The 26355-nt window shown below is 71.3% G+C and carries 21 protein-coding genes and 2 pseudogenes; 18 read left to right on the forward strand and 5 right to left on the reverse strand.

Annotated elements, in window-relative coordinates; all coding sequences use genetic code 11:
- Positions 1-57 precede the first annotated feature (57 nt).
- On the reverse strand, positions 58-921 hold the full coding sequence (locus ACHBTE_RS01400) for a LysR substrate-binding domain-containing protein (protein WP_394721390.1): 864 nt from the start codon (positions 919-921) through the stop codon (positions 58-60).
- A gap of 194 nt (positions 922-1115) precedes the next feature.
- Here ACHBTE_RS01400 and ACHBTE_RS01405 point away from each other — a divergent pair, with 194 nt between their 5' ends.
- On the forward strand, positions 1116-2126 hold the full coding sequence (locus tag ACHBTE_RS01405; protein ID WP_394721391.1) for a bile acid:sodium symporter family protein: 1011 nt from the start codon (positions 1116-1118) through the stop codon (positions 2124-2126).
- Here ACHBTE_RS01405 and ACHBTE_RS01410 read toward each other — a convergent pair.
- Both ACHBTE_RS01410 and ACHBTE_RS01415 read right to left on the reverse strand, forming a co-directional pair.
- The gene (locus tag ACHBTE_RS01410; protein WP_394721392.1) at positions 2062-3297 is read right to left on the reverse strand and encodes a DUF4185 domain-containing protein; all 1236 of its coding nucleotides are present in this window, start codon (positions 3295-3297) and stop codon (positions 2062-2064) included. The genes ACHBTE_RS01405 and ACHBTE_RS01410 overlap by 65 nt on opposite strands.
- Positions 3298-3316: 19 nt before the next feature.
- Entirely contained in the window at positions 3317-5236 is a 1920-nt protein-coding gene (locus ACHBTE_RS01415; RefSeq protein WP_394721393.1) for an exo-alpha-sialidase, read from the reverse strand.
- Between the two features lie 269 nt (positions 5237-5505).
- Between ACHBTE_RS01415 and ACHBTE_RS01420 the strand changes: the two genes are divergently transcribed.
- The gene (locus tag ACHBTE_RS01420) at positions 5506-6108 is read left to right on the forward strand and encodes an isochorismatase family protein (RefSeq protein WP_394721394.1); all 603 of its coding nucleotides are present in this window, start codon (positions 5506-5508) and stop codon (positions 6106-6108) included.
- Between the two features lie 94 nt (positions 6109-6202).
- On the opposite strand, the gene fdhD is transcribed toward ACHBTE_RS01420, so the two are convergent.
- Both fdhD and ACHBTE_RS01430 read right to left on the reverse strand, forming a co-directional pair.
- Positions 6203-7087, reverse strand: a complete 885-nt coding sequence (gene fdhD, locus ACHBTE_RS01425) for a formate dehydrogenase accessory sulfurtransferase FdhD (protein WP_394721395.1) — start codon at positions 7085-7087, stop codon at positions 6203-6205.
- 8 nt (positions 7088-7095) lie between these two features.
- A pseudogene (locus ACHBTE_RS01430) lies at positions 7096-7260 on the reverse strand (Fe-S-binding domain-containing protein); the annotation flags it as partial.
- 5 nt (positions 7261-7265) lie between these two features.
- On the opposite strand from ACHBTE_RS01430, the pseudogene ACHBTE_RS01435 reads away from it, so the two are divergent.
- The 16 genes and pseudogenes from ACHBTE_RS01435 to ACHBTE_RS01510 form a co-directional block, all read left to right on the forward strand.
- A pseudogene (locus ACHBTE_RS01435) lies at positions 7266-7454 on the forward strand (MFS transporter); the annotation flags it as partial.
- Positions 7435-7581, forward strand: coding sequence for a hypothetical protein (locus ACHBTE_RS01440; RefSeq protein WP_394721396.1), 147 nt, complete (start codon positions 7435-7437; stop codon positions 7579-7581). The pseudogene ACHBTE_RS01435 and the gene ACHBTE_RS01440, both read left to right, overlap by 20 nt.
- 149 nt (positions 7582-7730) lie before the next feature.
- Complete coding sequence (locus ACHBTE_RS01445; protein WP_394721397.1) at positions 7731-8669, forward strand: beta-ketoacyl-ACP synthase III; 939 nt, start codon at positions 7731-7733, stop codon at positions 8667-8669.
- Positions 8670-8911: 242 nt separating this feature from the next.
- Positions 8912-9589, forward strand: coding sequence for a GntR family transcriptional regulator (locus ACHBTE_RS01450; protein ID WP_394721398.1), 678 nt, complete (start codon positions 8912-8914; stop codon positions 9587-9589).
- A 159-nt stretch (positions 9590-9748) separates the two neighbouring features.
- Positions 9749-10930, forward strand: coding sequence for an ROK family protein (locus ACHBTE_RS01455; protein ID WP_394721581.1), 1182 nt, complete (start codon positions 9749-9751; stop codon positions 10928-10930).
- Positions 10931-11073: 143 nt separating this feature from the next.
- Positions 11074-12594, forward strand: coding sequence for a sugar ABC transporter ATP-binding protein (locus ACHBTE_RS01460; protein WP_394721399.1), 1521 nt, complete (start codon positions 11074-11076; stop codon positions 12592-12594).
- Positions 12591-13610 (forward strand): ABC transporter permease, encoded by a 1020-nt coding sequence (locus ACHBTE_RS01465; RefSeq protein WP_394721400.1) that lies wholly within the window; start codon positions 12591-12593, stop codon positions 13608-13610. Before ACHBTE_RS01460 ends, ACHBTE_RS01465 begins: the two co-directional genes overlap by 4 nt.
- Before the next feature lie 17 nt (positions 13611-13627).
- On the forward strand, positions 13628-14665 hold the full coding sequence (locus ACHBTE_RS01470) for a substrate-binding domain-containing protein (RefSeq protein ID WP_394721401.1): 1038 nt from the start codon (positions 13628-13630) through the stop codon (positions 14663-14665).
- Positions 14666-14720: 55 nt separating this feature from the next.
- The gene (locus ACHBTE_RS01475; protein ID WP_394721402.1) at positions 14721-15929 is read left to right on the forward strand and encodes a Gfo/Idh/MocA family protein; all 1209 of its coding nucleotides are present in this window, start codon (positions 14721-14723) and stop codon (positions 15927-15929) included.
- Between the two features lie 13 nt (positions 15930-15942).
- Positions 15943-16941: a sugar phosphate isomerase/epimerase family protein gene (locus ACHBTE_RS01480; protein ID WP_394721403.1), complete on the forward strand. Its 999-nt coding sequence runs from the start codon at positions 15943-15945 to the stop codon at positions 16939-16941.
- Positions 16942-17224: 283 nt separating this feature from the next.
- A complete protein-coding gene (locus ACHBTE_RS01485) occupies positions 17225-20953 on the forward strand; it encodes a ThuA domain-containing protein (RefSeq protein WP_394721404.1) in 3729 nt (1242 codons plus the stop codon).
- 84 nt (positions 20954-21037) lie between these two features.
- Complete coding sequence (locus ACHBTE_RS01490; RefSeq protein WP_394721405.1) at positions 21038-22390, forward strand: inositol-3-phosphate synthase; 1353 nt, start codon at positions 21038-21040, stop codon at positions 22388-22390.
- The gene (locus tag ACHBTE_RS01495) at positions 22387-23457 is read left to right on the forward strand and encodes an SCO3242 family prenyltransferase (RefSeq protein ID WP_394721406.1); all 1071 of its coding nucleotides are present in this window, start codon (positions 22387-22389) and stop codon (positions 23455-23457) included. Before ACHBTE_RS01490 ends, ACHBTE_RS01495 begins: the two co-directional genes overlap by 4 nt.
- A gap of 86 nt (positions 23458-23543) precedes the next feature.
- The gene (locus tag ACHBTE_RS01500) at positions 23544-24509 is read left to right on the forward strand and encodes a sugar phosphate isomerase/epimerase family protein (RefSeq protein ID WP_394721582.1); all 966 of its coding nucleotides are present in this window, start codon (positions 23544-23546) and stop codon (positions 24507-24509) included.
- Positions 24506-25366: an EboA domain-containing protein gene (locus ACHBTE_RS01505; protein ID WP_394721407.1), complete on the forward strand. Its 861-nt coding sequence runs from the start codon at positions 24506-24508 to the stop codon at positions 25364-25366. The genes ACHBTE_RS01500 and ACHBTE_RS01505 overlap by 4 nt, the downstream gene beginning before the upstream one ends.
- Positions 25366-26355, forward strand: coding sequence for a TatD family hydrolase (locus tag ACHBTE_RS01510; RefSeq protein ID WP_394721408.1), 990 nt, complete (start codon positions 25366-25368; stop codon positions 26353-26355). The genes ACHBTE_RS01505 and ACHBTE_RS01510 overlap by 1 nt, the downstream gene beginning before the upstream one ends.

Below are 26355 nucleotides of genomic sequence, written 5' to 3' on the forward strand. Positions count from 1 at the left end.
AGTCACCGGTCCGCTCCCGGGGCCGGGTGCTGGCATCGGGGCCGGTCGCCTCGATCTTCATCGCCGGTGCAACCGGTCCCCGCCCGCCAAAATCGTCGCCGCCAGGGCGTCCGCGGCGTTCTGGGCGGCCGGGCGGCGGTGGCCGTGGATGAGGACGAAATCCACTCGGCCCAGCGCGGGCAGCCCCGCCCGCTCGGGAACGCGGGACAGGCCCGGCGGGATCAGGCCCCGGGAGTGGGCCATCACGCCGAGGCCGGCCCGGGCCGCGGCGAGCAGGCCGTTCAGGCTGCCGCTCGTGCAGACGATCCGCCATTCGCGGCCCAGACGCTCCAGGGCCTCCAGGGCCAGCGCCCTGGTGATGCCGGGCGGCGGGTAGACGATCAACGGGACCGGGCGGTCCGGCTCCAGCCGCAGCCGCTGCGCGCCGATCCACACCAGCCGGTCGTGCCACACCAGCTCGCCCTGCCGGTCCTCCGGGCGCCGCTTGGCCAGCACCAGGTCCAGCTTCCCGGCGGCCAGTTGCTCGTGCAGGGTGCCGGAGAGCTCGACCGTCAGCTCCAGGTCGACCTCCGGGTGGTCGTGGCGGAAGCCCTCAAGGATCTCCGGGAGCCGGGTCAGGACGAAGTCCTCGGACGCGCCGAAGCGGAGCCTGCCGCGCAGCCGGGTGCCGGTGAAGAACGCCGTCGCCTGCTCGTGCACCTCCAGGATCCGGCGGGCGAAGCCGAGCATCGCCTCACCGTCCTCGGTCAGCTCCACGGAATGGGTGTCCCGGGAGAACAGCGGCCGGCCGGTGGCGTCCTCCAGGCGCCGCACATGCTGGCTGACGGTCGACTGGCGCAGACCGAGCCGCCGGGCGGCCTGGGTGAAGCTCAGGGTCTGGGCGACCGCCAGGAACGTACGGAGGTGGGAGGGGTCGTACATGCTGACCAGGGTAGCCGCCGTCATCGCAGATCGTGATGACAGTCAGAATGGTATGCGGGATTCCCGATCGGTGAGCGTCGGAGGACGATGGGGAGGGCACGTCCGTGCCGGGAACCCGAAGCCGGCGAGGCGACAGCCGAGTCGAGAGAGCGAAGTAGTGGAGCACAGTGAAACGCCTGCGATGGCCCCGTCGGATGCCGATCGACCCGTACATACTGCTGCTGCTCGGGACCGTCGGCCTCGCGGCCCTCTTCCCGGCGCGCGGGACGGCGTCCGACGTGGCCTCCGGCGCCTCCACGGCCGCGATCGCCTTCCTGTTCTTCCTCTACGGCGCCCGGCTGTCCACCCGTGAGGCGATGGACGGGCTGAAGCACTGGCGGCTCCACGTCACCGTGCTGGCCTGCACCTTCCTCGTCTTCCCGCTGCTCGGCCTCGCCGCCCGCGGGCTCGTCCCGGTCCTGTTGACCGACCCGCTCCACCAGGGTCTGCTCTTCCTCACCCTCGTCCCGTCGACCATCCAGTCGTCGATCGCGTTCACCTCGATGGCCCGCGGCAACGTGCCCGCGGCGATCTGCGCGGGCTCCTTCTCCTCGATCGTCGGCATCGTCCTCACCCCGCTCCTCGCCGCGGCCGTACTGGGCTCCGGCGTCGGCGGGTTCTCCGCCGACTCGCTGCTGAGGATCGTGCTTCAGCTGCTGGTGCCGTTCCTCGCCGGGCAGGCGCTGCGCCGCTGGATCGGCGGATTCGTCACCCGGCACAAGAAGGTCCTGGGGCTCGTCGACCGCGGCTCGATCCTGCTCGTCGTCTACACCGCGTTCAGCCAGGGCATGGTCCAGGGCATCTGGCACCAGGTGAGCCCGGCACGGCTGGGCGGCCTGCTCGCCGTCGAGGCCGTGCTGCTGGCCGTGATGCTCGCCCTGACCTGGTACGGCGCCAAGGCGCTGCGCTTCGGCCGCGAGGACCGCATCGCCATCCAGTTCGCCGGCTCGAAGAAGTCCCTCGCCGCCGGCCTGCCCATGGCGAGCGTCCTGTTCGGCGCCCACGCCTCGCTCGCCGTGCTGCCGCTGATGCTCTTCCACCAGATGCAGCTGATGGTGTGCGCGGTCATCGCCAAGCGCCGCGCCCACGACCCGGAGGCGGTCAGCGGGTCGGAGCCGGCCGCAGCGTCACGAACCGCGGTCGGTACAGGGACACGTTCCGGCTGAGCTGGGCCGCGGCGCCGGTCGTCTCCAGCCAGTTGACGTCATAGCTCAACACGAGACGTCCGTCGCCGCTCAGTTCGGGGTGCACCTGCGGGTTGTAGGCGGCGACCTGGCCGCCCCGCGGCAGCGCGGGGCTGAAGTCCTTCGTCGGCCCGTGCCACGGACCGGTCGGGGAGCAGGCCCAGTACGAAGTCACCGTCGTCAGCCCGTCGGTCCCCGCGGCCATCGTGAACAGCATGTACGTCCCTCGCACGCGCACCACCGAGAACGCGCTCCCGACCCCCTTGCGCTTCCCGTCCCCGAGCATCGCACGCGGCCGTGCACCCGCCTTCGCCCACCGGGATCCGTCCCAGTACCGCCAGGCGCCCGGCTCCGCGAGCCTGCCCCGCGGCACGCGCGCGACATACGCGTGCGAGGCCGGTCGGGACGCGGCCTGGCCGTCGTCACCGCCGAAGACATACGTCCAGCCGCCCTCCTCGACCAGCGTCGTGCCGAACAGGACCCGCCGGGAGGGATCCGGCACCAACTGCTGGTCGAAGACATTCACGACCGACTCGACCCGCAGCTCCGGCAGCGAGAGCGTGGCGACCTCGGTGGCGGTCGGCACACCGTAGATCCACGGGGCCTGCCCTGCCGTGCGCACCCACAGCAGTACCCGTACGACCCGCTCGGACGAGCCGGGGGAGCGGGGCTCGACGCGGGCGGCGACCGGCCAGCGCCACTGGTTCGGCGCGGGGTCCGGGAAGAGCGGGGCGGCGAGGGTGCGCTCCAGGCGGCCGTCGCGCATGACGACCGCCGAGTTGCGCACCATGGGGGCGGTGGTGTCCCGCCAGGTGTGGGACTCACCGAACGGGTTGGGCGGCGCGTACACCTGCCCCAGGAAGGTGTCCGAGAACAGCCACAGCAGCCGGCCGTCCGGCAGCCGCACCGAATGGGTGCCGTCGCCGCCGGTCCAGTCGTCGATGCGGGTGGGGTCGTCGCCGTAGCGGGCGAACTCGGCGGTGAGCCGCCGGTCGGCCGACCAGGACGCGACGGTGTGGGGTGCGCACGCGCCACCGCCCTCCCGTTCGCCGTCGTCCGGAAGGGCGGTGAGCAGCACGGCCGCGAGAACCAGGGCCAGCAGCAGTCCGAGGCCGGTTCCCGTACGCTGCCGTACTCGTGCGTCGTCGGGCACCCCTGGGACGGTAGTGGCCTCAGCGCATCCGGTCCATGGGCAGCCACAGCACGGTGTCGGCGGTGACCGAGGATTTACGGCCGGCGGCCCGTGCCGAGGTTGCCAACTCCGAGTCGCCGAGCGCCCGGTTCCACACACGGACGTCGTCGAGGGCGCCCGTGAGGAAGGCCCGGCTGTCCATGCGCTGGCCGATGTGCACGCCGAACGGCGAGTTGCGGCTGACCGAACCGGCCACGTCCGCGGTGCTGATCGCCCTGCCGTCGAGGAAGAGCGTCAGCTTGCCGCCGCCGCGCCGCAGGGCGAGGTGGTGCCACCGCCCGTCGTTGTGGGCGCCGCCGGCCCAGACGGAGGCGGTGCGCACGGTCCCGAATCCCTCTCGCGTCGTGATCAGGCCCCGGACCCGGTCGTTGTCGGGTTCGCCGCGCAGCCAGATCTGCGGCTGGGTGCTGCCGGTCCCGCCCATCCACAGGAACGGCTGCTCGCCGCGGGCGGCGGAGTAGCGGAAGAACAGCGAGACCGTGAAGTTCCCCGTGCCGAGCGGGAGTCGGGAGCGGTACGGCAGCCGTACGGCGTCGTCGGAGCCGTCGAACTCCAGGGCCCCGCCCAACACACCGTCGGTCGTGCCGGCCCCGCCGAGGACGCTCGCCCGGGGCGCGCCCGGCGCGAGGTCGGGGGTGGTCGGGTCGGGGCCGCGGCGGGGTCCGAGCCAGTCCTCGGTGAAGCGGGCGAAGCGGATCTCGTCGCGGGCGTCGACGGCACCGCCCTCGTACATCAGGCCCACCGTGGCGGCGTCGATGTCCACCATGTCGGAGTACCCGGACCAGTCGGTGGTGACGACCTTGCCGCGGTCCACGCCCTCCCAGGTATCACCGCCGTCCCAGGAGGACCGGATCATCATGGTCCGCCGGCGGTCGGGATCGCCGGGCGCGGACAGCAGCATGCGGTCGCCCAGGCGCAGCGTGGCGCCCTGCACCTGGGGCGTGTAGAGGTCCGGGAGGTCGCGGAACCTGCCCGTGAAGCTGTCGCCGCCGTCGCGGCTGTACGTCTGGGAGCGGTGCCCGAGGTCGGTGCCGTCCTGTTCCCGGCCGCTGATGAGGACGGTGCCGTCCTCGCGTTCGGCGACGGTCACCTCGGACGGCTTCTGCCGGAAGGTGCCGTCGGCGGCGGAGATGGGCCAGGAGTCGGTGGCGCCGATCCGCCAGCTGTCGCCGCCGTCGTCGCTGACGACCAGGGCGGCGTGGTTGGCGGTGACCCTCCCCCAGCCTTCGGCCGGGGGGACCCCCATCTCGCTTCGCTCGCCGTCCCAGGTCTCGGTGTTGACGCCGAGGACCAGTCGCCCGGCGTGCTCGCCCTTGGTGAGCTGGATGCCGTGCACGGGTCCGGTGGCGTACCAGGAGTTCCAGTGGGCGGGCAGTATCTCGGCGCTCAGATCGCGCGGCTCGGACCAGGTGCGTCCGTCGTCGTCGCTGTACTGGAGATGCGGGGTGCGGTCGCAGGGCACGGAACAACTGCCGCTGTCCGTACGGCCGGTGTTGTACGTCTCCGCCAGGAGGATGCGCCCGCTCGCACGGTCCACTACGGGTGCGGGGTTGCCGTGGGTGTCGCCGTCGCCCTCGTTGACGACCTGGAGCGGCCCCCAGGTCCGGCCGCCGTCGGTCGACCGCTTGAGCACGATGTCGATGTCGGCGGCGTCACCGCAGTTGAGCACCCGCCCCTCGGCGAAGGCGAGCAGGGTGCCGTCGTTGCTCCTCACGATCGCCGGGATGCGGAAGCAGGCGTAGCCCGGATCCTGGCCGGCCCGGAACAGCACCTGCTGCTCGAACAGTGGTGTCCGGGGCGTGGGCCGGGACTGGGCCGGAGCAGAGATCGCGGCCGTCGCCGTGATGGCGACGGCCGCGACGAGGGCAGCTCTGAGATGTGCGCGAACTCTTGACGGCATGGTGCGGGCCCGCCCTTCATCGTCTGGTCATGCGTCCAGGCATCTGAACATTCGGACATCCCACGTCCAAGGTGCGCATCGCAGACGTTAGTTGGGCTCTCGTACGCATCACAAGAACCGTGCACGTGTCACATCACGGATGGAGTACCGCTTTCCCTCGGGTGCTCTCCGGTCTCTCCGGCATCTCCGGCAGCCGACGAGAACCCGTTTCGCGGACCGGTTGATCCGGATGCCGGGTACGCGGAGCATCCGACGGATAACGTTCCGTCATGACCGCACCGCTCGCATCCGAACCCGTGGCACTCGACCCCGCAAGCACCGCGCTGGTGCTGGTCGATCTGATGGACCGTATCGTCGCCCTGCCGCTGGAACCCCACAAGGGAAACGAAGTCCTCGTCGTCTGCGAGGAGTTGGCGACCGCTTTCCGCTCGGCGGGAGCGGTCGTCGTGCTGATCCGCGTCGAACGCCCCGGCGTCGCCGAACAGCCGCCCGGCAGTGGCCTGGTGGATGGACTGCTGGTGGGCGGACGGCAGGTGGACGGACCGCTCGGGGACGGACCGCTGGGGGACGGACCGCTGGAGGGCGGCGACATCGAGATCGTGAAGCGGACGATCGGCGCCTTCCAGGGCACGCCCCTGGACGACCGACTGCGTCGACGCGGCGTCACCACCCTGGTGTTCGGCGGCATCGCCACCAACCTCGGCGTCGAGTCCACGGCCCGGGCAGCCGCCGACCTCGGCTACGACCTGGTCTTCGTGGAGGACGCGATGACGGCGTTCACGGCCGCGGAGCACGAGGCGTCGGTCCGGCTCGACTTCCCCAGGCTGGGCACGGTGGTACGGGCGACGGACGTGACGTTCTCGGTCTCCTGAGCCGCCGCCGGGCAGGTTCACGGCGGGTCCCCTTGACGGCGCAGGGGGCGCCCCCGCCGGTCGGGGCCCCGCCGGCGCGTCGCGGTGAGCTCGCTCAGCCCTGGACGGCCGCGGTCCGCAGGGTCAGCCGGTGTTCGCCCGCGTACACGTTCATGGAGCTGCCCCGCAGGAAGCCCACCAGCGTCAGTCCCGTCTCCACGGCGAGATCCACCGCCAGCGACGAGGGAGCCGAGACCGCCGCCAGCACCGGAATCCCCGCCATCACCGCCTTCTGGGCGAGCTCGAAGCTGGCCCGCCCCGAGACCAGCAGGATCGCCCGGGACAGCGGCAGATCGCCGTTCTGGAGGGCGCGGCCGACCAGCTTGTCGACCGCGTTGTGCCGACCCACGTCCTCCCGTGCGTCCAGCAGCTCGCCGTCCTCGGAGAACAGCGCCGCCGCATGCAGCCCCCCGGTCCGGTCGAAGACCCGCTGGGCCGCGCGCAGCCGGTCGGGGAGGCTCGCGAGCAGATCGGCGTCGAGACGGACCGGGGGAGTGTCGGCCATCGGCCAGCGGGCCGTCGTCCGCACCGCGTCGAGGCTCGCCTTGCCGCACAGCCCGCAGGACGAGGTCGTGTAGACGTTCCGCTCGAGGGTGATGTCGGGAACGGTCACGTCCGGGGCGGTCTTCACGTCCACCACGTTGTAGGTGTTGGAGCCTCCCCCACTCTCGAATCCGCTCGAGCGGGAGGTGCCCCCATCGGTGGCACCCGCGCAGTAGACGATGTTCTGCAGGTCCGACCTCTCGGCAAGCACGCCCTCGCTCACCAGGAAGCCCGCGGCGAGCGCGAAGTCGTCGCCCGGGGTGCGCATGGTGATCGCGAGCGGCTTGCCGTCGAGCCGGATCTCCAGGGGTTCCTCGGCGACCAGCGTGTCCGGGCGGCTGGAGACGGCGCCGTCCCGGATGCGGATCACCTTGCGTCGTTCCGTGACTCGTCCCATGTCGTGTCTCAGTCCCGGTTCTGTACGTGCTGGTAGCCGAGGCGGCCCTTGAGGCAGAGGTTGCCGTGGGTCACCGGGTTGTCGTGCGGTGACGTGACCTCCACGATCTCATTGTCCTGCACGTGCAGGGTGAGGTTGCAGCCCACACCGCAGTACACGCACACCGAGTCGGTCAGCGGCGCGTCGTGCTCCCGAGGCGGGCAAGGACGGCGCGTCCCTGTACACCATGTCCCTGTTCATCATGATCGGGCTGCTGGTCGTCGGCTTCGTCGCCGATGAACTCGTCCGGCCCGTCCACCCCCGCCATCAGTTCCCCGCCCCGGCGGCGCAGGAGAAAGAGGCCGCGGATGTCCAGCGACAGCAGTAGCGGCAGCAGTGCCGTGCCGCCCGCCCGGCGGGGGTTGATCGCCTTTGCCTGGGTATGGGTCGGGGTGCCGCTCGCGTACGGCCTCTACGAACTGGTGCAGAAGGCTACGCAGCTGTTCACCGGCTAGGTGTTCGACAATTGTTCGGGTGTCCGAGGGTCTGATCGAAGCCGACAACGCCGACCCTCGATTCCTGTGGCATCACATGCAGCCGTACCCGCGAGTCACTGATCAGACTGGTGAATCCCGCTACCCGAAGCCCGAGGGGATCACCATCGATGAACGGCTCGCGCATCGCCGCAGTCGGCCACTATCAGCCTGCCAAGGTACTCACCAACGAGGACCTGGCGGGCATGGTCGACACCAGTGACGAGTGGATCAGGAGCCGGGTGGGCATCCGTACGCGCCACATCGCCGGGCCCGACGAGCCGGTCGACGAGCTGGCAGCGCACGCCGCAGCCAAGGCGCTCGCGGGTGCGGGCCTCGCCCCCGGCGACATCGACCTCGTCCTGGTCGCCACCTCCACCGCCATCGACCGCTCCCCGAACATGGCAGCCCGGGTCGCTGCCCGGCTCGGCATCCCGTCGCCCGCCGCGATGGACGTCAACGTCGTCTGCGCCGGTTTCACCCACGCCCTGGCCACCGCCGACCACGCCGTCCGCGCGGGCGCCGCGAGCCGCGCCCTGGTGATCGGCGCCGACAAAATGTCCGACGTGACCGACTGGGCCGACCGCTCGACGTGTGTGCTGGTCGGTGACGGAGCGGGCGCGGCCGTCGTGGAGGCGTCCGAGGACGCCGGCATCGGGCCGGTGCTGTGGGGTTCGGTGCCCGAGATGGGGCACGCGGTGCGGATCGAGGGGCAGCCCGCACGGTTCGCACAGGAGGGGCAGAGCGTCTACCGCTGGGCGACGACCCAGTTGCCGGCCATCGCGCGCCGGGCCTGCGAGCGGGCGGGACTCGCGCCGGAGGACCTCGCCGGGGTCGTGCTGCACCAGGCCAACCTGCGCATCATCGAGCCCCTCGCCCTCAAGCTCGGCGCGGTCAACGCCGTGGTCGCGCGCGATGTCGCCGAGTCCGGGAACACCTCGGCGGGCAGCATCCCGCTCGCGTTCTCCAAGCTGGTGGAGCAGGGCAAGATCGCCGGCGGTGACCCGGTGCTGCTCTTCGGGTTCGGCGGGAATCTCTCGTACGCCGGCCAGGTCGTCCGCTGCCCGTGAGGCGCGCTGCTCGTAGCGTCCGCCGCCCGTGATGTCGGGACCGTGTGCGTCGGTCCACGTGCGTCGGCCCATGTGTGATGGTCCGTGTGTGCCGGTCCATGTGATCCGGCCAACTCCCTGGGCCCCTGCGACCTTTGGCCTTTGTGCGTCGTAGACTGTAGACGAAAGACAATCGACCCCGGTCTTCCGGTGACGGCCGGCTGCCGACCGTAGTCGCAGGCGTTCGTCCAGGAGGGGAACCGATGTTGTCGACAGGACTGCCGCAGGGCGCAGTGCCCAAGCTCGAACGGCCCGGCCCGCTGCGCGACCGCGTCTACGAGGCGCTGCTCGAACTCATCACCACCCGAGTTCTCCAGCCGGGTCAGCATCTCGTCGAGAGCGAACTCGCCGGTCAGCTCGGTGTGTCGCGGCAGCCGGTGCGCGAGGCGCTCCAGCGGCTGAACACCGAGGGCTGGGTCGATCTGCGGCCCGCACAGGGCGCGTTCGTGCACGAGCCGACGGAGGAGGAGGCCGACCAGCTCCTCACCGTCCGCACGCTTCTGGAGGCCGAGGCGGCCCGGCTCGCCGCCGCCCACGCGGACAGCGCCGGCATCGCGGCCCTGGAGCAGCTGTGCGCGGAGGGGGAGGAGGCGGTCGCCGCGGACGACATGGACACGGCCGTCGCCCTCAACGCCCGTTTCCACACGAAGATCATGGAGCTCGCGGGCAACGCCGTCCTCGCCGAACTGGCCGCGCAGGTCGACCGCCGGGTCCGCTGGTACCACACGCCCGTCGCCCGTCAGCGAGGGCAGCAGTCCTGGACCGAGCACCGCGGGATGATCGCCGCGATCACCGAGCGGGACGAACAGCGCGCCACACAGCTGATGCGGGAGCACACCGAGTACACCCGCCGGTCGTACCACGCACGCGCCAAGTCCTGAGCTTTGTCCTGTGAGTGGAGAAAGTTGACGGCAATCTCTGCGCAACTTCTTCCCACTCCTGGCGCCCACTGCTACGTTCCCCTCGAAAGCAGGCCATCCGAGGTGGCCGAAACCCGGCGCGCACAGGCCGAATGAGGCGGGGAGGGGCTCGTGAGACGGATGACCGCGCGACCCGCGAACGCCCATCAGGCCCGACTGCTGAAACTGCTGCGCGACGGCGGGCCCAACTCCCGTGCTCAGCTGGGCGACCAGATCGACCTCTCGCGATCCAAGCTGGCCGTGGAGGTGGACCGGCTGCTGGAGACGGGACTGGCCGTGGCCGACGGACTCGCCGCCTCGCGCGGTGGCCGCCGTTCCCACAACATCCGGCTCAACCCCGGGCTGCGCTTCCTCGGCGTCGACATCGGCGCGACCTCGGTCGACGTCGCCGTCACCAACGCCGAACTGGAGATCCTCGGCCATCTCAACCAGCCCATGGACGTCCGCGAGGGCCCTGTCGCGGTCTTCGAGCAAGTCCTGTCCATGGCCGCGAAGTTGCGGGCCTCGGGCCTGGCGGAGGGGTACGACGGCGCCGGCATCGGCGTCCCGGGCCCGGTCCGCTTCCCCGAGGGCATCCCGGTGGCTCCGCCGATCATGCCGGGCTGGGACGGCTTCCCGGTGCGGGAGGCCCTCAGCCAGGACCTCGGCTGCCCCGTCATGGTCGACAACGACGTGAACCTCATGGCGATGGGGGAGCAGCACGCGGGCGTGGCACGCTCCGTGGGCGACTTCCTCTGCGTCAAGATCGGCACCGGCATCGGCTGTGGCATCGTCGCGGGCGGTGACGTCCACCGCGGTGTCACCGGCAGCGCGGGCGACATCGGGCACATCCAGGCCGTACCCGACGGACGCCCCTGCGCATGTGGCAACCGGGGCTGCCTGGAGGCCCACTTCAGCGGGGCGGCCCTCGCCCGGGACGCCGTGGAGGCGGCCCAGCAGGGGCTGTCGGAGGAACTCGCCGCTCGGCTCGCGGCGAACGGCACCCTCACCGCCGTCGACGTCGCCGCCGCGGCTGCCGCGGGCGACGCCAGCGCCCTCGATCTGATCCGCGAGGGCGGCAACCGGGTCGGGCAGGTCATCGCCGGGCTCGTCAGCTTCTTCAACCCCGGCCTGGTGGTGATCGGCGGTGGGGTGACCGGACTCGGCCACAACCTGCTCGCCGCCATCCGCACCCAGGTCTACCGCCAGTCGTTGCCCCTCGCGACCGGCAACCTCCCCATCGTCCTAGGTGAGTTGGGCCCGACCGCCGGAGTCATCGGCGCCGCCCGGCTCATCAGCGACCACCTGTTCTCACCCGCGTAAGCACCGGCTCGAAACGGCTCACCGGCACCACCCGCTGCTCCGCCCTGCCCTGCCTCGTCCTGCTCCGCCTCGTCCTGCTCCGCCTCGTCCTGCTCTGCCTCGCCCTGCCCTGAACCGGCCCGCACGTCCGCCAAGGGGACCTCATGGCACCAGAACCACCGCTGCTCAGCATGTCCGGTATCACCAAGTCCTTCCCCGGAGTCCGCGCCCTCGACGGCGTCGACCTCGATGTCCAGGCCGGTGAGGTGCACTGCCTGCTCGGCCAGAACGGAGCCGGCAAGTCCACCCTCATCAAGGTACTGGCCGGCGCCCATCAGCCGGACACCGGCAGCATCCGCTGGCGCGGCGAGGAGGTCACCCTCCGCTCACCGATCGCCGCGATGCGCCTCGGCATCGCCACCATCTACCAGGAACTCGACCTGGTCGAGCATCTGTCCGTGGCCGAGAACGTCCACCTCGGCCATGAACCCACGGCCGCCGGCTTCGTCGTACGGGGAAAGACGGCCCGGACGTCGACTGCCGCCCTGCTCAAGCGACTTGGGCATCCCGAGATCGATCCCGGCCGCCTGGTCGGCGAGTTGTCGGCGGCTCAGCAGCAGATCGTGTCGATGGCGCGGGCCCTCTCCCACGACGTACGGCTGATCGTGATGGACGAGCCGTCCGCCGCCCTCGACCCGGACGAGGTCGACAACCTCTTCCGGATCGTCGGCGACCTGACCGCCGCGGGCGTCGCCGTCGTCTACATCTCGCACCGGCTCGAGGAGATCCGCCGCATCGGCGACCGGGTGACGGTGCTGAAGGACGGCCGGGCCGTGGCGGGCGGACTGCCCGCGAAGGCGACGCCGACCCGCGAGGTCGTGGCGCTGATGACGGGGCGCAACGTGGAGTACGTCTTTCCCGAGCGGCCGACCAGGGACACGGCGGCCGGACCGCCGCTGCTCGAGGTGCACGGGCTGGCCCGCGAGGGCGAGTTCGAGGCCCTCGACCTGACCGTGCGGCCCGGGGAGATCGTCGGACTCGCGGGACTGGTCGGCTCGGGGCGCTCCGAGATCCTGGAGACGATCTACGGCGCCCGCAAGCCCGCCGCCGGTCAGGTCCTCGTGGAGGGGCGGGCGCTCAGGCCCGGCAGTGTGCGGGCCGCCGTGCGCGCCGGGCTGGGGCTCGCCCCCGAGGAGCGCAAGGCGCAGGCGCTGCTGATGCTGGAGTCCGTCACCCGCAATGTGTCGGTCTCGTCCATGTCCCGCTTCTCGCGCGGCGGCTGGATCGACCGCGGCGCCGAACTCAGGGCCGCGCGGGCCGCGACCCGCGAGCTGTCGCTGCGGCCCGACAACCCGTCCGTGCCGGTGAGCACCCTCTCCGGGGGCAACCAGCAGAAGGCCGTCCTGGCCCGCTGGCTGCTGCGCGGCTGCCGCGTGCTGCTGCTCGACGAACCCACCCGCGGCGTCGACGTCGGCGCCCGCGCGGAACTGTACGCGGTCGTACGCCGGCTGGCCGACGAAGGTCTCGCCGTGCTGCTGGTCTCCAGTGAGGTGCCCGAAGTGCTGGGCCTCGCCGATCGCGTCCTGGTGCTGCGCGAGGGCCGTGTCGTGCACACGGCCCCCGCGCGTGAACTCGACGAACACCGCGTACTCGACCTCGTCATGGAAGGAAGCCCGGCGTCATGACGCAGCACGCCTCACCGCCGCGGGACAGCACCGGCAAGGTGCCGTCGGCCGACGGACCGCCCGCCTGGCGCGGCCTGATGGCCCGCGCCGACGTGCGCACGCTCTCCCTGCTCGGCGTCCTCGCCGCGCTGATCGTCATCGGCGGCATCACGAAGCCGGACGAGTTCCTGGACACCCGCAACCTCCAACTGGTCCTCACCCAGGCGTCCGTGATCGGCGTCGTCACCGTCGGCATGACCTTCGTCATCATCTCCGGCGGCATCGACCTGTCCGTCGGCGCGATCGTCGCGCTGGCCTCGGTGTGGGCGACGACGGTCGCCACCCAGGAGTACGGGTTCGCCGGCATCCTCTTCACCGCGGTGATCGTCGGCGTGGGCTGCGGCCTGGTCAACGGCATGCTGATCGCGTACGGCGCGATGGTCCCGTTCATCGCCACGCTCGCCATGCTGGCGTCCGCCCGCGGCCTGGCCCTCCAGATCACCGACGGCAAGACGCAGATCGTCACCGTGCCCTCGGTGCTGGACCTCGGCGAGCGGGACGCCTATGTGCTCGGCATCCCGCCGCTGGTCATGGTGTTCGCGGTCGTGACGATCATCGGCTGGCTGGTCCTGAACCGCACGACCTTCGGACGGCGCTCGGTCGCCGTCGGTGGCAACGCGGAAGCGGCCCGCCTCGCCGGCATCGATGTCCGCCGCCAGCGGCTCTATCTCTATCTGCTGTCCGGACTGTGCTGCGGCATCGCGGCGTTCCTGCTGATCATCCTGTCCGGCTCCGGCCAGAACACCAACGGCAACCTCTACGAACTCGACGCCATCGCCGCCGCGATCATCGGCGGCACCCTGCTCACCGGAGGCCGCGGCACCATCGTCGGCTCCGTCCTCGGCGTCCTGATCTTCACCACGATCACCAACATCTTCGCCCTGAACAACCTGCAGAGCGACGTCCAGCAGATCGCCAAGGGCGCGATCATCGTCGCCGCCGTGCTGGTCCAGCGCCGTACCGCGAGCACGACCTGAGGAAAGGGTTCACCGTCATGTCAGAGCTCACCAGTCGCAGAGGACTGCTCTTCGGCACCGCCGCCATCGGAGCGGGTGCCCTTCTCACGGGTTGCACCAGCAACGAATCCAAGGACGAGCCGGCCGCGAACGACCAGCCGGCCGCCGACGACAAGCCCGGCAAGCAGGTCACCATCGGCTTCGCCGGCCCGCAGGCCGACCACGGCTGGCTCAACGCCATCAACGACAACGCCAAGAGCCGGGCGAAGAAGTACTCCGACGTCACGCTGGAGATCACCGAGGGGTCGAACGACACCGCCGCGCAGATCGGGCAGATCGAGACCCTCATCAACAAGAAGGTCGACGTCCTGGTCGTCCTGCCCGCCGACGGCAAGGCCCTCACCCAGGTCGGTCTGAAGGCGATGCGCGCGGGCATCCCGGTCGTCAACCTCGACCGGATCTTCAACACCCCGCAGGCGTACCGCTGCTGGATCGGCGGCGACAACTACGGCATGGGGCTCAACGCCGGTCACTACATAGGCGAGAAGCTCAAGGGCAAGTCCGACGCCCGCGTCATCGAGCTCGCCGGCCTGGACAACCTGGAGCTGACCAAGCAGCGCACCCAGGGCTTCGACGACGCCCTGAAGAACTACCCCAACATCAAGAAGGTCGCCCGGCAGGCCGCCGAGTTCACGGTGGAGTCCGGGCAGGCCAAGATGGCACAGCTGCTCCAGGCCCAGTCGAAGTTCGACGCGCTGTGGAACCACGACGACGACCAGGGCGTGGGCGCGCTGCGCGCCATCGAGCAGGCCGGACGCGACGACTTCCTGATGGTGGGCGGCGCCGGCGCCCTCTCCGCCTTCCAGGCCATCAAGCAGGACGACGGCGTCCTCAAGGCCACCGTCCTGTACCCGCCGACCATGGCCGCCTCCGCGATCGACCTCGCCCGCGCCCTCGGCCAGGGCAAGGGCATCGGTGGCATGGCCGAGTTCGAGATCCCCGCCTCGATCACGCTGTACTCGGCCGTCGTCGACAAGGCCAACGTCGACCAGTACATGCCCACCGGCTTCAAGTGATCCATCCCGCACCCCCCACGTGCGCCACCCCGACCAGGACGAGGAGGACACCCGTATGGGACAGCCGCAGCAGCCAGAGGGGACCGAGACAGGCAAGCCACCACTGCGCGTGGGGATGGTCGGCTACGCCTTCATGGGCGCCGCCCACAGCCAGGGCTGGCGCACCGCGGGCCGCGTCTTCGACCTGCCGCTGAACCCCGTGCAGGCCGTGATCTGCGGCCGGGACCGGACGGCCGTACAGGGGGCGGCCGACCGGCACGGCTGGGTGGCCGTCGAAACCGACTGGCGGGCCCTGGTCGAACGGGACGACGTCGACCTGATCGACATCTGCACCCCCGGCGACAGCCACGCCGAGATCGCCCTCGCCGCCCTGGCCGCGGGCAAGCACGTCCTGTGCGAGAAGCCCCTGGCCAACACCGTCGAGGAGGCCACCTCGATGGCCCGGGCTGCCGAGGAGGCGTACACCCGCGGACAGGTGGCGATGGTCGGCTTCAACTACCGGCGGGTCCCGGCCACCGCCCTGGCCCGCCGGATGGTCGCCGAGGGCCGCCTGGGCGCGCTGCGGCACGTGCGCGTCACCTACCTCCAGGACTGGCTGGTCGACCCGGCCTTCCCGCTGACCTGGAGGCTGCGCAAGGAGCAGGCGGGCTCGGGATCGCTCGGCGACCTGGGCGCGCACATCATCGACCTGGCGCAGTACCTGACGGGAGAACGGCTCGCGGGCGTCTCCGCGCTCACGGAGACCTTCGTACGGGAACGGCCCCTGCCCACCGGCGCCACCAGCGGGCTCGCCGCCGTCTCGGCCGCCGGCACCGGACGGGTCACCGTCGACGACGCCGCCCTGTTCACCGCCCGCTTCCCCTCCGGCGCCCTCGCCACCTTCGAGGCCACCCGCTACGCCACCGGCCGCAAGAACGCCCTGCGTATCGAACTCAACGGGGAGCGCGGGTCGGTCGCCTTCGACCTGGAACGGCTCAACGAACTCTCCTTCCACGACGGCACGGCCCCTGGCGCCGAAGCCGGCTTCCGCCGCATCCTCGTCACCGAACCGGAGCATCCCTACCTGGACGCCTGGTGGCCGCCGGGCCATGGCCTCGGCTATGAGCACACCTTCGTCCACCAGGCCCGCGACCTGGTCCACGCCATCGCCGAGGGCCGTAGGCCCGAACCCTCCTTCGCCGACGGGCTGCAGGTGCAGCGCGTCCTCGCGGCGGTGGAGGAGAGCGCCGAGAAGAACTCCGTCTACACGCCCATCGCGGTCTGAGGAGGCCCCCGAAATGCCGCGCACGTTCACGCTCTTCACCGGCCAGTGGGCCGACCTGCCCCTGGAGGAGGTCTGCCGGCTCGCCCGCGACTTCGGCTACGACGGGCTCGAACTGGCCTGCTGGGGCGACCACTTCGAGGTCGACAAGGCGCTCAGCGACCCCTCGTACGTGGAGTCCAGGCATCAACTCCTCGACAAATACGGCCTCAAGTGCTGGGCCATCTCCAACCACCTGGTCGGCCAGGGTGTCTGCGACGCCATCATCGACGAACGCCACCAGGCCATCCTGCCGCGCGAGGTGTGGGGTGACGGGGACCCGGAGGGCGTCCGGCGGCGCGCCGCGGACCGTATGAAGGACACCGCGCGCGCGGCAGCCGCCTTCGGCGTCGACACCGTGATCGGCTTCACCGGCTCCGCCATCTGGCACCTGGTCGCCATGTTCCCGCCCGCCCCCGAGTCGATGGTCGACCGCGGCTACGAGGACTTCGCCGAGCGGTGGAACCCGATCCTCGACGTCTTCGACGCCGAAGGAGTCCGGTTCGCGCACGAGGTCCACCCGAGCGAGATCGCCTACGACTACTGGACGACCCGGCGTGCCCTGGACGCCGTCGGAAACCGTCCGGCCTTCGGTCTGAACTTCGATCCCTCGCATTTCGTGTGGCAGGACCTCGACCCGGTCGGCTTCCTGTGGGACTTCCGGGACCGCATCTACCACGTCGACTGCAAGGAGGCCCGCAAGCGTCTCGACGGCCGTAACGGCCGCCTCGGCTCCCACCTGCCGTGGGGTGACCCGCGCCGCGGCTGGGACTTCGTCTCGGCCGGGCACGGCGACGTCCCCTGGGAGGACGTCTTCCGGATGCTGCGCTCCATCGGCTACCAGGGCCCGGTCTCCGTGGAGTGGGAGGACGCCGGCATGGACCGGCTCCAGGGCGCCCCCGAGGCGCTGACCCGACTGAAGGGCTTCGACTTCGAACCGCCCAGCGCGTCCTTCGACGCCGCGTTCAACAGCTGAATCAGGCACCCGGCGCAGGCCGGGACGGGGACCGGCGCCACCGCCGGTCCCCTCTCCGACCTGCCCGGATCCCGCTTTGTCCTGTGATGGGAAAAAGTTCAACCGAGTCCGACGCAAGGGGTGTTCGCCCCGGACGGACGCGGCTACCGTCCCTGAAGTGTTCAGGACACACACAAGGTTGTTCAGGATGCATTCACCTCCGGGGTGACGGCGCACCCCGGCGTCCCGCACCGCACGTCCACGCACCCACCCGTACGGCCCACCCCGTTCCCGGAGGGACTTCGTGCACAGAACCGGACTCAGAAGCACCCGCACCCCCAGGCGTTCCAGGCTGCGTACCGCCGTCGCCCTGTTCACCGGCCTGCTCCTCGCCGTGGGCGCCCCGGCGACCGTCGCGGGCGCCCACCCCGGCCACCCGGAACACGACGAACCGGCGGCCGAGGGGCAGTTCCAGCAGGTGCCGCTCGCCAAGGGCGAACCCGAGATGGGCGAACCGATGTCGCTCGCCGTGCTCCCGGACCGCAGCGTCCTGCACACCTCCCGCGACGGCACACTGCGCCTCACCGACCAGGGCGGCGTCACCAAGGTCGCCGGCAAGCTCGACGTGTACAGCCACGACGAGGAGGGCCTCCAGGGCGTAGGCATCGACCCGGACTTCGAGAACAACCGGGCGATCTACCTCTACTACGCCCCGCCACTGGACACCCCCGCGGGCGACGCCCCGGAGACCGGCAGCGCCGACGACTTCAAGAAGTTCGACGGCGTCAACCGCCTCTCCCGCTTCACCCTGAACGCCAACGGCACGCTGAACGTCGCCAGCGAGAAGAAGGTCATCGACGTAGCGGCCTCCCGCGGCCTCTGCTGCCACGTCGGCGGCGACATCGACTTCGACGCGGCCGGCAACCTCTACCTGTCGACCGGCGACGACACCAACCCCTTCGCCTCCGACGGCTACACACCGATCGACGACCGGCCGAACCGCAACCCCGCCTTCGACGCCCGCCGCAGCTCCGGCAACACCAACGACCTGCGCGGCAAGATCCTGCGGATCAAGGTCGCCGAGGACGGCTCGTACACCGTGCCGGAGGGCAACCTCTTCGCGCCGGGCACCGAGAAGACCCGCCCCGAGATCTACGCCATGGGCTTCCGCAACCCGTTCCGGATGAGCGTCGACGACAAGACCGGCATCGTCTACGTCGGCGACTACGGCCCCGACGCGGGCGCCGCCTCGCCGACGCGCGGCCCGGCCGGACAGGTCGAGTTCGCCAAGGTCACCAAGGCCGCCAACTTCGGCTGGCCGTTCTGCACCGGCGACAACGACGCCTATGTCGACTACGACTTCGCCACCGGCACCTCCGGTGAGAAGTTCGACTGCGCCGCCCTCAAGAACACTTCGCCGTACAACACCGGCCTCACCGACCTGCCGCCCGCGCAGGCCGCTTGGATCCCCTACGACGGCGGCTCCGTGCCCGAGTTCGGCACCGGCTCCGAGTCCCCGATGGCAGGCCCGGTCTACCGCTACGACCCCGACCTCGACTCAAAGGTGAAGTTCCCCGAGGCCTACGACGGCGACTTCTTCGCCGGTGAGTTCGGCCGCCGCTGGATCAAGCGGATCGAGCAGACCTCCGACGGACCGGACGGCACCGTCGCGAAGATCAACGACTTCCCGTGGACCGGCACCCAGATCATGGACATGGAGTTCGGCCCCGACGGCGCGCTCTACGTCCTCGACTACGGCATCTCCTGGTTCCAGGGCGACGAGCACTCCGCGCTCTACCGGATCGAGAACGCCGAGGACGGCTTCTCCCCGATCGCCGAGGTCAGCGCCGACAAGACGTCCGGTGTGGCCGGCCTGAACGTCAAGTTCACCGCCACCGCCAAGGACGCCGACTCCACGGACCTCACCTACAGCTGGGACTTCGGCGACGGCACCAAGGGCGAGGGCCTCAACCCCACCCACAAGTACCGCAAGGTCGGCACCTACAGCGCCACCTTCACCGCCAGGGACCCCGAGGGCAACACCGGCAACGCCAGCGTGCGCATCGTGGTCGGCAACACCGAGCCCAAGGTGCGGATCGACGTCCCGGGCAACGGCGCGCTGGCCGAGTTCGGCAAGCCCGTCCCGTTCAAGGTGACCGTCACCGACCCCGAGGAGACCGTCGACTGCTCCAAGGTCAAGGTCGCCTACAGCCTCGGCCATGACTCCCACGCCCACGAACTGACCAGCGAGATGGGCTGCGAGGGCACCCTGACACCGCCCCCCGGTGACGGCGGCCACGACCCCAACGCCAACATCTACGGCGTCGTCGGCGCCAGCTACACCGACGGCGGTGCGAACGGCCAGGAGGCCCTCACCGGCACCGCCCGCGCCGTGCTCCAGCCGCTGCACCGCCAGGGCGAGCACTTCACCTCCCAGTCGGGCGTGTCGGTCATCGACAAGACCGGCGCCAACGGCGGCAAGACCGTCGGCAACATCCACGACGGCGACTGGATCGCCTTCACCCCCTACCGGTTCGCCGGACAGAAGAAGATGACCGTGCGGGCCTCCTCCGGCGGCGCGGGCGGCTTCATCGAACTGCGCACCGGCTCGCCCGAAGGTCCGCTGCACGGCTCGGCGTACATCCCGCCGACCGGCAGCTGGGAGACGTTCCAGAACGTCGACGTCCCGCTGCGGTCCCTGCCGAAGAAGACCACGGAGATCTACCTGGTCTTCAAGGGCGGCGAGGGCGCGCTGTACGACGTGGACGACTTCGAGTTCTCCACCCAGCCGTTCAAGGGCGGCAAGAAGGTCCTGGTCTTCTCCAAGACCGCCGGTTTCCGCCATGACTCCATCCCGGCCGGCATCGCCGCCCTGAAGGAGCTCGGCGCACCGGCCGGCATCACGGTCGACGCGACCGAGGAGGCCAGGCAGTTCACCACGGCCAACCTCGCCAAGTACGACGCGGTGACTTTCCTCTCCACGACCGGTGACGTGCTCAACGCCGAGCAGCAGAAGGCGTTCGAGAACTACGTCGCGGGTGGCGGCGGCTACATGGGCATCCACGCCGCCGCCGACACCGAGTACGACTGGGCCTTCTACGGCGGCCTCGTCGGCGCGTACTTCGACTCGCACCCGGCCATCCAGAAGGCCACCGTCCGCGTCGAGGACCACGACCACCCGTCCACCGCGCACCTCGGCGACGCCTGGGAACGCACCGACGAGTGGTACAACTACCGCACCAACCCGCGCGAGCAGGCCAAGGTCCTCGCCACCCTGGACGAGACCACCTACCAGGGCGGCACCATGAAGGGCGACCACCCGATCGCCTGGTGCCAGAGCTACGGCGGCGGCCGGTCCTTCTACACCGGCGGCGGCCACACCAAGGAGTCCTACGCCGAGGAGGCCTTCCGCGCCCACCTGCTCGGCGGCCTCCAGTACGCCACCGGCCAGGTGAAGGCGGACTGCAAGCCGAGCAAGGGCTACCGGAAGATCTTCAACGGCCAGACCCTGGACGGCTGGAGGCAGGCCGGCCCCGGCAAGTTCGCCGTCAAGGACGGCGTGATGGAGACCGAGGGCGGCATGGGCCTGCTCTGGTACCAGGCCAAGGAGCTGAAGTCGTACTCCCTCAAGCTCGACTGGAGAATGCAGGGCGACGACAACTCCGGGATCTTCGTGGGCTTCCCGGCCTCCGACGACCCCTGGTCCGCGGTGAACAAGGGCTACGAGATCCAGATCGACGCCACGGACGCGCCGGAGCGCACCACGGGCTCCGTCTACTCGTTCAAGTCGGCCGACATCAAGGCTCGTGACCAGGTTCTGCGTCCGCCCGGCCAGTGGAACTCCTACGAGATCAAGGTCCAGGGCGAACGCCTCCAGGTGTTCCTCAACGGAGTCAAGATCAACGACTTCACCAACAAGAGCCCCGAGCGGAGCCTGACCGACGGCTACATCGGCCTGCAGAACCACGGCGCCGACGACCAGGTTTCCTTCCGCAACATCCAGTTGAAGGAACTGCCCGTCCAGGGCGACTGAACGGCGGCGGGCGGGGGACGCCGGACCCCCGCCCGCCGTCTTTGTCCCACCCCCGGGTTTCGCGCACCGACCAGGAGGCTGCCCATGTCCGCGTCCCTCTCCCGACCGCGTGTGGGGGTGTGGCTGATCGGAGCCCGCGGCTCCGTCGCCACCACCGCCGTCACGGGCTGCGCCGCCGTCACCGCGGGACTGCATCCGCCGACCGGCATGGTGACCGAGACATCGATGTTCGCCGAGAGCGGGCTGCCCGCACTCTCCGACCTCGTCTTCGGCGGCCACGACACTCTCGACTGCCCCCTGCCGAAACGCGCCGAGGCACTGACCGCCGGCGGCGTCCTCCCACCGGGTGTGGCCACCGCCGTCGCCGCGGAACTGGCCACCGCCGAGCGGGAGATCAGGCCCGGCGGCCCCACCTCGGGCGACACCAGAAGCGAAGCCGAACTGATCACGGCCTTCGCCGACGACATACGTGACTTCGCGCGCCGCCATGCCCTTGAGCGGACCGTGGTCGTGAACGTCGCCTCCACCGAACCCGCCTCCCAGGGCCACGGCGCCCCACTCCCCGCCAGCACCCTGTACGCACTCGCCGCCCTCCGCGCCGGCTGCCCCTACGTCAACTTCACCCCCTCCGAGGGCATGCACCACCCCGTCGCCGCCATCGAGGCCGAACACAGCGGCCTGCCCCACGCCGGCCGGGACGGCAAGACCGGACAGACCTTGCTGCGGGCCGTACTGGGCCCGATGTTCGCGCAACGGGCGTTGCGGGTCCGGTCCTGGTCCGGCACCAACCTGCTGGGCGGCGGCGACGGTGCCGCCCTCGCCGACCCGGCGGCCGCCGCGGCGAAGAACGCCGGCAAGGAACGCGTCCTCGCCGACACCCTCGGCACCGTCCCCGAGGGCGAGGTCCACATCGACGACGTCCCGGCCCTCGGCGACTGGAAGACCGCCTGGGACCACATCGCCTTCGACGGCTTCCTCGGCACCCGCATGATCCTCCAGACCATCTGGCAGGGCTGCGACTCAGCCCTCGCGGCACCGCTGGTGCTCGACCTGGCACGCCTCACCGCCCGCGCCCACGAAATCGGCCTGACCGGCCCGCTCACCGACCTCGGCTTCTACTTCAAGGATCCGGTGGGGGACGGCCCATCGAGCCTGGGAGACCAGTTCGCGGCACTGACGGGGCTGGCCGAGCGGCTTCGCTCCGGGGGCGGTTGCGGGGTGGGTCGGGGGGACGCGGGGCGTGGGGCCGGGGCGGGGGAGTCCGGGCGCCGGGGTGGGGTCGGCGGCCGGGGAGGCCGTCAGCGCGAGTCCGCGGAGGTGGTCGCCGACCGCGGCGACAGCCTCGCCGGCCGGGCTACCGGTCACCGCGAGTCCGCCGACACGTCTGCCGACCGCGGCCTCGATCCGCGCGAGCGCTCCGCAGGGGAGCGGCCGTGAGCCGTAGCCGCGCCTGGGCCGAACTCCTGCGAGTCCCCGCCCTGTTCACCGTCCCCGGCGACGCCCTGAGCGGCGCCGCCGCGGCCGGGGCCCGGCCCAACCCCCGCACCCTGCTCGCCATCGGTTCCTCCCTCTGTCTCTACGAGGCCGGAATGGCCCTCAACGACTGGGCGGACCGCGCGGAGGACGCCGCCGAACGCCCCCACCGCCCGCTGCCCTCCGGCCGTATCCGTCCGTCCTCCGCCTTCACCGCGGCCTGCGCCCTGACCGCCGCCGGCCTCGGCCTGGCCGCCCGGGCCGGCCGCCCCGCCCTGGCGGTGGCCACCCCTCTGGCCGCCACGGTCTGGGCGTACGACCTCGCCCTGAAGCACACGCCCGCCGGACCCCTGGCCATGGCCGCCGCCCGTGGCCTCGACCACCTCCTCGGCGCCGCCGCCACGACCGGCCGTCCGCGGGCGGCCCTGCCCTCCGCCGCCCTCCTCGGCACCCACACCCTCGCCGTGACGACTGTGTCCCGCCGGGAGACCCAGGGCGGCACGTCCCTCCCGCCCCTGGCTGCCCTGGCCGCGACGGCCGCCCTCACGGGGCTCGTGGCACGCGGGGCACGCAAGGCGCGGGGGGCGCACGGGACGGCGAGAGCGGCGTGGGCTGGTGGGGTGGCCGGTACGGGGTTCGCTGCCGGCACCGGCACCCAGACCGCCGGCACCGGCATCGACCATGGATGCCCAGTGCCCGCGCACGACCGGGCAGCGCTCACGCTCCACAGGGCCACGGCTACCACCGGACGCCGGACGCCCACACCCCCCTGGACCGGCCTCACCCTCGACGGAGCCCTGCGCACCGCGCTCGCCGCCGCCTACGCCGCCACCGCCGGCCGCCCCTACACCCACGCCGCGCTCAACCCCTCACCGCCCCTGACCCAACGGGCCGTCGGCGGTGGCATCCGCGCCACGATTCCGCTCCAGGCGGCGCTCGCGGCCCGCGCCGGATCCGGGTTCACCGCCATGGCCATCGCCGTGCTCGCCCCGATCGGACGGAAGTACGCGAAGAAGGTGAGCATCACATGAGCCCCCGGCCTACCAGCCTCCGGCTTACAAGCCCCCGGCCTACAAGCCCTCAGCCTCACCCGGCGTCCATGCTGACCCCGAGCAGCATGTCCACGGCGGCGCTCTCCACGCAGAACTCCTCCGCACTCTCCTCCCACCCCACCCCCCTTCGCTTCGGTTACGGCACCAACGGCCTCGCCGACCTCCGGCTCGACGACGCCCTCGCCCTGCTGGCCGACCTCGGCTACGACGGCGTCGGCCTGACCCTCGACCACATGCACCTCGACCCTCTCGCCCCGGACCTGCCGACCCGCACCCGCCGGGTCGCCCGCCGCCTCGGTGAACTCGGGCTGAGCGTCACGGTGGAGACGGGCGCCCGCTATGTGCTCGACGCGCGCCGCAAGCACGGCCCTTCCCTGCTGGCCCCCGAACCCGCCGAGCGCGCCAGCCGCGTGGACCTGCTGCTGCGCGCCGTCCGGGTCGCCGCCGACCTCGGCGCCCACGCGGTGCACTGCTTCAGCGGCGTCCTCCCGCCCAGCACGGACGAGGACACGGCGTGGAAACGGCTGGCCGACAGCCTCACCCCCGTCCTGGACGCCGCGGCAGCCGCCGACGTGCCCCTCGCAATCGAACCGGAGCCCGGCCATCTCCTCGCCCGCCTCGACGACTTCCACCGCCTGCGCCGCACCCTCGGCGACCCGGGCCCGCTCGGCCTCACCCTCGACATCGGTCACTGCCAGTGCCTTGAACCCCTCTCTCCCGCCGAGTGCATACGCGCCGCCGCTCCCTGGCTGCGGCATGTCCAGATCGAGGACATGCGGCGCGGAATCCACGAACACCTCCCGTTCGGTGACGGGGAGATCGACTTCCCGCCCGTCCTGGCAGCCCTCGCCGCCACCGGCTACCAGGGCCTGACCGTCGTCGAACTGCCCCGCCACTCCCACGCGGGCCCCCACTTCGCCGAACTCTCCCTCCCGTTCCTCCGCGCCGCCGAGGCCACGGCCGTCCGATCACCCCTCCCTGTCCCATCGCACGGCGATCCCTCCGCCACCCCTGAAGGGAGCACCTCATGACCCACCCCCGTACGAGCCCGGCGACCCCGGGCGCGGACGTCGAGGACGCCACGAGCACCGGCAGCCAACCGGACGCACTGCACGCACCGGACGCACCTGTCGGGCCGAACGCGCCGAACAAACCGGTCGGGTTGGACGCGCCCTACGCAACGAAGGCACCGGACGGGCCGGCCGCACCGGTCGCGCCCGACGCCCGCACCCCTCCCGCCGAGCTGCGCGGCCATCTCACCGCCCACCTCGACGCCGAGCCCCGCGCCTGGCTGCACCGGGCCCTCGACGAGGCCGCCGACCACCCGGGTAGGCATGGGCCCATCTCCGTCTGGGAGCTGCGCATCGCGGAGGCCGGCCGGCGCTGCGGTCCCGAGCACGCCGACGCCGCCCGCGTCCTGATCCTGCACGCGGCCCGCGCCGACGCGGACGCCCTCGCCCGCGTCTACTACCAGGGCACCGGCGCCGAACGCCGTGCCGTCCTGCACGCGCTGCCCCACCTCGTGCACGGCAGAGAAGGGCTACCGCTCGTCGAGGACGCCCTGCGCACGAACGACACCCGGCTCCTCGCCGCGGCCGTCGGCCCCTACGCCGCCCGGCACCTCGATTCCCATCAGTGGCGCCACGCCGTCCTGAAGTGCCTGTTCACCGGAGTGCCCGTCGACACGGTGGCGGACCTGGACCGCAGAGCGCACCGCGACGCCGAACTCGCCCGCATGCTCGCCGCCTACGCCGCCGAGCGCACCGCCGCAGGCCGCGCCGTCCCCGAAGACCTGCACCGCGTCCTGACCTTGACCGACCCCACGGCCACCCCACCCGCGCCCGACGCCGACTACGGCGCACGCGGAACCGACGGCAAGGAGTCCTGATGCGCCTCTTCGACCCCCACATCCATATGACGTCGCGCACCACCGACGACTACGAGGCCATGTACGCGGCCGGCGTCCGCGTCGTCGTCGAGCCCTCCTTCTGGCTCGGCCAGCCACGCACCTCTCCTGCCTCCTTCCTCGACTACTTCGACTCCCTGCTCGGCTGGGAGCCCTTCCGTGCCGCCCAGTACGGCATCGCCCACCACTGCACGCTCGCCCTCAACCCCAAGGAGGCGAACGACCCGCGCTGTGTCCCGGTCCTCGACGAACTTCCCCGGTATCTCGTCAAGGACCAGGTCGTCGCCGTCGGCGAGATCGGCTACGACTCGATGACCCCTGCCGAGGACACCGCGCTGGCCGCCCAGCTCCAGCTCGCCGCCGCACACGAACTGCCCGCGCTGGTCCACACCCCGCACCGAGACAAGCTGGCGGGCCTGCGCCGCACGCTCGACGTCGTCCGTGAGTCCGCGCTGCCCATGGACCGCGTGCTGATCGACCACCTGAACGAGACGACCGTCAAGGAGGCCAAGGACAGCGGCTGCTGGCTCGGCTTCTCCGTCTATCCCGACACCAAGATGGACGAGGAGCGAATGGTCGCCATCCTCCGCGAGTACGGGCCCGAAAAGGTCCTGGTGAACTCCGCGGCCGACTGGGGTCGCAGCGACCCGCTCAAGACACGCAAGGTCGCCGACCTGATGCTGGCCCAGGGCTTCGACGAGGACGAGGTGGACCGGGTGCTGTGGCGCAACCCCGTCGCCTTCTACAGACTCAGCGGCCGGCTCACCCTCGACGTGCGTACACGGGAAGCCACTCACGAGGGCAACTCCATCCTCCGTGGCGCCCCCAAGGATCCCGGCACGCCGAGGGACCCCGGCACGTCGAAGAACCCCGGAACTCCGAATGACGCCGGCACTCCGAAGGACCTCGACGGAGGACCAGTCGGCGCGACGGTCGACCGGGCCGAGCCGACCGCCGTTCCGGGGGCGTGA

Source organism: Streptomyces sp. M41 (genome assembly GCF_043673425.1).
Classification (GTDB): domain Bacteria; phylum Actinomycetota; class Actinomycetes; order Streptomycetales; family Streptomycetaceae; genus Streptomyces.